Origin of the sequence: Kitasatospora sp. GAS204B, assembly GCF_029892155.1 — a bacterium.
Lineage (GTDB): Bacteria > Actinomycetota > Actinomycetes > Streptomycetales > Streptomycetaceae > Kitasatospora.
On the sequence record NZ_JARZAG010000062.1, the window covers coordinates 1 to 6,727 of the forward strand.

Consider the following 6,727-nt stretch of genomic DNA (forward strand, 5'->3'; position numbering starts at 1 on the left):
TTGCCGTCTCGAAGCGGGAGCACATCGTGCCAGGTCAGCGGGATAACCCACCTCACCGCCTGCTAGCAGTCTCCGTCATCCGTGAAAGCGCGAGGTTAACGCTGTTAAAGATCAACAACGGAGGTGCCCCGTGCCCCGACGACCCCGCCCCGTGCTCGGTGCCGGGTGTGCCGTTCGGGCGGTGACGGTCAGTGCCGGGCGATCCACGCGCCGAGGCTGCTGCCGCCGATGGTTGCTGCCGTGATCAGCCATGGGGGGATGCGGGTGATCGTCAAGTGCAGTCCACCCCAGCGAAGTTCGAACTTTGGGTGCTGCCTGTCGGTGTCTCGGTTCATGTCTCCTAGGAGAAGCCCGGGGCGACCCCGAGCGGAAAATTCTTACGAAAAGCACACGGAAGGGTGATCGGGTCCCGGTCGGTAAATTGGTGGAAAGTGCTATATAGGCCGCACTCCCCGTGTTCGGCCCCGGAGGCCTGGAGCCGAACACAACGGCTTCGGCTCAGCGGTGGAAGAGCCAGCCGGCAGCGACACCGCCCGCAGCTGTCAGGAAGCGGAGCACCCACGGCCCGGGAAGGCGCTGGAGCGTCAGACGAAGCCCTCCGCAACGCAGTTCGAACGCTGGTGGAGGCTCGGGGGTACGCCGAGGCTCGGGGACAATGGTGGTGGGCTCGGGCCTTGTGGTCCGGTTGGGCATGACGAGGAGCCTCCCGCTGTAAGGGAAGGCGGGTCACTCACGCAGCGAGTACGGCGCTCCCCAGCGCGCTGCGGTGGTGCCCGCCCCGGTAAGTACTCACGGGGAAGGGCGCGTTCGGACCACGGGGTGTGATCTGCGGTGACTCTTCGATCGGCTCGGGCTGCCATACCTGAACCTGGTCGGTGCTAGATCGGCCGAGGGATCGGGACAGCAGGGCGAGCAGCACGGCTACCAGGAAGCTCAGCAGGCAGAGGATCAACTCCGCCGTGGCTGTCAGGAAGCCCCTGACGGCCTCTCGGCGTTCGCCCGGAGTCTCTGCCTGTCGCATGGCGTCAGCGGCGCTTCGCAAGGCGGACCGAGCCGTTGATACCTCAGCGTAAGCGTCCGACAGCCAGCTCGTGGAGTGCACAAAGGTAAGCACCTGATCTGGCTCATCGAGCCAGCCGCGCTGCATAACGCTCAGCCACTCAGCAGCTAGCCGACCGGGAAGCGCCGACTTGCCCCCGCCGGGGGTATAGACCATCCCGTCTCTAAGGCTGACGACTAGATCCGTCCCAAGGGGGCTGAACTCAGTTTCCATGCGCACCCCCCTTCGTGGTGTTCGAGCCCCAAGTCTAGCTACCTGCCCCGATCGGAGACCCCTGTGCCGCGACGACCCCGCCCCCCGTGCTCGGTGCCCGGGTGTCCAGAGCTGACGGCCCGTGGTGGCCGCTGTGCCGGTCATGAGCGGGAGGCCGAGGCACTGCGCGGGAGCACTGCTGACCGTGGCTATGCGACCCGTTGGCAGCGTGTCCGGCGGGTGTTCCTGTACCGGCACTTGCTGATCGGAGCGTTTTCGCGGGAGAGGTGTGACTCCCAGCGCGGACGTATGGGGGTACCGGGGGGTAGGTCAATCTCTAGGCGCATGGGCGCTGAGGACCCGGCCCCCATGCTCGCGCACGCCGCCGCGAATTTATGACCGGGAGGTATCCGACGCCAGGCTATTTCAATCTATTGCAAGCCTCATGTCTTCATAGACTTCACGAAGGTCCTTGGCGTCCGAAATCCTTCGCTTCTCTACCGCGCGGACAATTTCGAGAGCTCGCCAATGATTGGATGGCGCCACGCGTCCCGATAGCATCGCGCACTGTGCCGCATTGCACGCCTCATCGAGCCTGCCTCCGGCCACCAGTGACAATGCAAGGTCGATATTCGCGGACGCTACCCGGCGTGGCCATTTCGACAAGTCGGCCGGTGGGGCCAGTCGGGCAATTACCTCTCGCGCGTATTCCTCGGCAGCAGGGTCGCCAAGCCAGGCAAGAGTTGTAGCCGTCCAGGCGACGGACTTTGCTGGGTCATACTGAAAATGATGCTCAGGTCGGTCGGGACTTCCTGCGGCTGACGAGAGCGATTGCACTTGACTGATCGCTGCATACGTCTCGGCTGCATCTCCGAGTCGGGCGTACGCGCGGCTTTGCTGGGCGGTGGCCTGTATCTCCACCGAGCTTCCCCGTGGCGCGAGCTGCTTTGCAACCTGGCTCAGTTCCACAGCCTTGGCGTAGTCCCCGTCGGTAAGGACGCGCCAAGCGTCCGTTTCATAGCACCATGCCTGAATCTCCGGAAAATCGGCGTGTTGGGCCAGGGTCATGGCCGTTCGGAGTCGAGCCGTGGCCGCATCCTGCTGGTTCAAATCCACGTGCAGTGTCGCGCCGAGCAGGGAGAACCATCCGCCCAGGATGAGCAATTGCCGATGTTCCGCAAGGGTCTTTTTTGCATCCATGAGCCGGCTTACATAGCCGGAGTATTTCCGAACCTGCCCCAGCAACTCATGTGGCGGCACCGTCGGATACTTGACGGCAAGTTCTTCAAATGCCAACTCTAGGTGTGAAATCGTTTCTTTGCCGACGTCACTGGCGGCTACGCGGCGGACAAGCTCCAGGGCTTCGATTTCGTCGTCATAGCTGGAATTGCTATCCATGGTCCGGCTTGCCGGTGCGACCGCCGGGACGGAGGAGTCGCTGATCAAGGTTTCCAGCTCATCCGCGCCGACGCGAAGAGCCTTCATGAGAGCCGGGCGGTGCCAGTCCTGGGGATCAACACGCCCCATTTCCCACCGGCCGACCGTCGAACGATCAACGCCAACAGCCTGGGCAAATGACTCCTGAGTGAACCCAAGGAGCTTGCGTCGATTAGTGAAACTCTCGCGCCGCACAGCCGTCCGCCTCTCGGTCTCCGACTTGTTGTTCTACCAGCTCAGAGCACCCGGTGCGGCCCCACTGCGGCATTGATGCCGCACAGATGCCGCATGCGTGCGCTGTCCACGGTGGCGGAGCGGCCCTGTACTGGTGATTCACACAGTGGCTGGCGCTGACCAGGCCGGAGACTCCGTGACTTCCGCCAGGGCCCGCCGTTCCATCCAACTGGCTACAGACGCGAAGGGTAGTGACGATGACCAAACGGCCCGCGCAGACGCTCTACAAGCCCCGGGAGGGGGAGGTCGTCCACGACGCGAAGCATGGTGTGGAGGGGGTCTACGTCGGCCCCAGCTACACCACGAAGGACGCCGTGGAACTCCGGCCGATCCGTGGCGGTGTCGCTTGGGACACCCCGGCCAGCGAGATCCGGCCGGTCAGCCCCACGACCGGGGACGCGTGAGGTACCGCCGTGGAAGCGTCGGAGCGCGCACGACTCGCAACGTACTTCGGAAAGATCGCCAAGCAGTTCGCCCCGGCTGAGCTGCCGTCGTCCCTCCTGGTCACGCACCTGCTGCCGGAGCGGCCCGTCTTCGTCAGCGCCGTCGGTGCCGTGTCGAACCTCCGGGCAGTCCTTCCCAAGCCCAAGTCGATCGACTCGGCAGCCCGCCGGGAGATCGAACAGACCTACGCCTGTGACGAGTTGTCGCGGGAGATGTTCGCCAATCCGGACACCGCAGTGACGTACCTGGAGACCCGGGCGGCGGGGAAGGATCTTGTCCTCCTGGACGTGGGCGGGTACTTCGCCCCGGTCTTGGAGGCACTGTCCGATCGGTTCTCCGGGCGCATCCTCGGGGTGGTCGAAGACACCGAGAACGGGCACAAGCGGTACGCCGAGCGGGACAAGCTGCCGTGCCCGGTGGTCTCGGTCGCACGGTCGCCGCTCAAGGACCCGGAGGACTTCCTGGTCGGTCAGTCCGTCGTGTTCTCCACCGAGGCCCTGTTGCGGGGGCGCGGGGACATCCTGCACGGTCGGCCGGCGCTGGTGATCGGGTTCGGCAAGCTCGGTTCGAGCATCGCAAGGCTCCTGCACGCCAAGGGAGTCCACGTCACGGTGTACGACATCGACCCCGTGCGGCGGGCTCAGGCGCTGAGCCAGGGCTTCGGGGTCGCCCGGGACCGGGACCAGGCGATCACCGGCGCCGGTCTGGTCCTGTGCGCCACCGGCTCTCTCTCCCTGCGGGGTGAGGACTTCCCGAACTTGCGGAACGGCGCGTACGTGGCCACCGTCACCAGCAGCGAGGACGAGTTGGAGTTGGACGGCCTACCCGCCGCGTACACCCGTAGCGGGTCGGGGGAGAACGTGACCCGGTACAGCACAACCGGCCACTACTTCTATCTGCTCAACAACGGAAACGCCGTCAACTTCCTGCACGGGGCCTCTGTTGGGCCGTTCATCTTCCTGGTTCAGGCTGAGATCCTGGCAGGCGTGCGAATGCTCGCCCATCGGGACCTGACTGCCGCCATGCACGAAGTGCCCGCGACCGACCGGGCCACCATCGCCGCTACCTGGCTCAACTACTACAACAGGTGATCCGATGCCCATCACGGCACAGCACGTCAGCGAGACCGTCAACGCCTACCTCGACGTCCACTCGGATGAGAAGGCGGAGTTCGCCACCCTCTTCGGCTTGCTGGACGACGGGGCGGACATCGCCAGTCGGAAGGAGTTCCGGGGACACGCCACGGCGGGCGCCGTTCTCGTCAACGAGCACGGGCACGTGCTGTTCATCCGCCACGTGGCGCTCGACAAGTGGCTGACCCCGGGCGGGCACCTTGAGCCCGAGGACTTGACCCTGAGTGCGGCGGCCCTGCGCGAGCTGACCGAGGAGACCGGCATCCCCGCTGCCTCCGTCACTCTCGCCGGAAACGGCCCGGTGCACATCGACGTCCACCCGATCCCGGAGAACCCCGCCAAGGGCGAGCCGAGCCACTTCCACATCGACTTCCGGTTCCTCTTCCGCACCACAGCGAGCGAACTCGTCACGCTCCAGGAGGAGGAAGTCAGCGGCTACACGTGGCGTCCGGTCGCCAACATCGCTGACGACCGCCTGAGGACCCGTGTGCAGGCCCTGACGGCCTGATCCAGGCGAGTCCCGTCCGAGGGCCCCGACTGGTCATCTCCCGAGGGAGGTGGCCGGTCGGGGCCCTGCTGCTTTTGACGGGCAGCGTGGGGACTCCGGGCCGGTCAGACAGGGTCTCGTCCCGCCTAGGCTGACCCCATGACTGACGAGACGCCAGAAGCCGAGCCGATAAGGTGTGTAAGAGTCCTCCTCGCCGACGACCAAGCCCTGCTGCGCGGCACCTTCCGCATACTCATCGACTCCGCCACCGACATGGAAGTGGTCGCCGAAGCCGCAACGGGACGCCAGGCCGTCGAACTGGCCCGCAGTCACCGCGCCGACCTGGTCCTGATGGACATCCGGATGCCCGACCTCGACGGCCTCGCCGCCACCAGGCTCATCACCGAGGACGAGAACCTGGCCGGCGTCAAGATCCTGGTACTGACGACCTTCGAGAACGACGAACACGTCGCCGAGGCACTACGCGCCGGAGCCAGCGGCTTCCTCGGCAAAGGCATCAACCCCGACGAACTACTGGACGCCATCAGAGTGGTCGCCGCGGGCGACTCCTTGCTCTCACCCACCGCGACCCGAGTCCTGATCAACCGCTTCCTGGCGCAACCCGCCGCACCCAGCCGGAACACACCGCCACACCTGGCCACCCTCACCCCGCGCGAGCACGAGGTCGTCACCCTGGTCGCAGCCGGCCTGTCCAACGACGAGATCGCCGAACGGCTCTACGTCACACCACTCACCGCCAAAACCCACGTGAACCGTGCGATGACCAAACTCGGCGCCCGCGACCGGGCCCAACTCGTGGTCATCGCCTACCAGACGGGACTGGCCCGCCCCGACGGCCCATGACCTCCGCTGTCGCCCGATTCGGCCGAGTTGCAGATGCCGACTGATCACCGCTCGGAACGCTGGCAGTGATCAAATCGGGGCCTTTGGTTCCGATCTCGCGGGTGACGATCGGCCACTCGTGGTTGTAGATCGGGAAGGGCAGGTCCGCCTCGAGGAGCGGCGTGCCGAGGATGGCGATGCGGGCCATCACGGCTCCGTTCACGTCCAGACCGCCGTAGCGGCCGACTTTGCCGCCGACCGTCGACCGTCGGCTTGGCGCCGCTGCTGTCGACGCTGACGGTGCCCTCCACCGCGGCGCGCAGGTACGGCTCGATGGTGGCCTTCACGCCCACGGTGTCGTAGAGGGCGACCGAGCCGTCGGCGACCAGGCCGGCGCGGACGCTGGCGTGGCCGGAGAACGTGGCCTTGACCGGGGAGACGGTGGTTCAGGGTGGTACTCGACAGCGGCAGGCGGGCGGTGCAGACAAGACCTTCGGGGCCCTCGGCGTGAGGGTTGTTTTTCTTCACACCAAACTCAACTTCCGCCGGGGGAACTCTAGTTACGCTGCGACGGCATAATTCCGCCGCCCCGGCTACGGACGTGCGGTGAACTTCCCGTCCCGGCGTTTGTGCAGCCGGCCGCGGTCCGCGAGCTTGACCAGCTTCGCCCGCAGCGGCTCCAGCTTCCCGCGCGCCGCGCGACGATCCGTTCCAGCACCTCAGGGTCCACCATGCGCCGGAGCGTAGGAGCCGCGCGGACCAGGACGGGCCAGAACCCGCGAAAACCTCCCTGCTCGACGATCTGAAGTTCCCCCCTGATCTTGGACAGCGGGTGCTTACGCTGCAGGGGTGAAGTCGTGCCGGAGCCTGGCTCGGGTTTCGAGTGGGGTGAGGTAC

Annotated in this window: 6 protein-coding genes; 4 read left to right on the forward strand and 2 right to left on the reverse strand. The window is 65.9% G+C overall.

Translation table 11 applies throughout. From position 1 onward, the window contains the following. Positions 1 to 188 precede the first annotated feature (188 nt). Positions 189 to 335 (reverse strand): hypothetical protein, encoded by a 147-nt coding sequence (locus tag P3T41_RS36640; RefSeq protein WP_280694989.1) that lies wholly within the window; start codon positions 333 to 335, stop codon positions 189 to 191. Between the two features lie 1,343 nt (positions 336 to 1,678). Then, on the reverse strand, positions 1,679 to 2,884 hold the full coding sequence (locus tag P3T41_RS36645; RefSeq protein WP_280694990.1) for a helix-turn-helix domain-containing protein: 1,206 nt from the start codon (positions 2,882 to 2,884) through the stop codon (positions 1,679 to 1,681). Positions 2,885 to 3,120: 236 nt separating this feature from the next. On the opposite strand from P3T41_RS36645, the gene P3T41_RS36650 reads away from it, so the two are divergent. The 4 genes from P3T41_RS36650 (at position 3,121) to P3T41_RS36665 (ending at position 5,851) form a co-directional block, all read left to right on the forward strand. Then, positions 3,121 to 3,327: a hypothetical protein gene (locus P3T41_RS36650; RefSeq protein ID WP_280694991.1), complete on the forward strand. Its 207-nt coding sequence runs from the start codon at positions 3,121 to 3,123 to the stop codon at positions 3,325 to 3,327. A gap of 9 nt (positions 3,328 to 3,336) precedes the next feature. Then, positions 3,337 to 4,458, forward strand: coding sequence for an adenosylhomocysteinase (locus tag P3T41_RS36655; protein WP_280694992.1), 1,122 nt, complete (start codon positions 3,337 to 3,339; stop codon positions 4,456 to 4,458). Positions 4,459 to 4,462: 4 nt separating this feature from the next. Further along, the gene (locus P3T41_RS36660; protein ID WP_280694993.1) at positions 4,463 to 5,008 is read left to right on the forward strand and encodes an NUDIX domain-containing protein; all 546 of its coding nucleotides are present in this window, start codon (positions 4,463 to 4,465) and stop codon (positions 5,006 to 5,008) included. Positions 5,009 to 5,146: 138 nt separating this feature from the next. Beyond that, the gene (locus P3T41_RS36665; protein ID WP_280694994.1) at positions 5,147 to 5,851 is read left to right on the forward strand and encodes a response regulator transcription factor; all 705 of its coding nucleotides are present in this window, start codon (positions 5,147 to 5,149) and stop codon (positions 5,849 to 5,851) included. Positions 5,852 to 6,727: the final 876 nt, after the last annotated feature.

Coding starts and splice junctions, on each gene's coding strand:
- P3T41_RS36640 (WP_280694989.1), bottom strand. CDS start 335: ATGAACCGAGACACCGACAGGCAGCACCCAAAGTTCGAACTTCGCTGG.
- P3T41_RS36650 (WP_280694991.1), top strand. CDS start 3,121: ATGACCAAACGGCCCGCGCAGACGCTCTACAAGCCCCGGGAGGGGGAG.
- P3T41_RS36660 (WP_280694993.1), top strand. CDS start 4,463: ATGCCCATCACGGCACAGCACGTCAGCGAGACCGTCAACGCCTACCTC.
- P3T41_RS36665 (WP_280694994.1), top strand. CDS start 5,147: ATGACTGACGAGACGCCAGAAGCCGAGCCGATAAGGTGTGTAAGAGTC.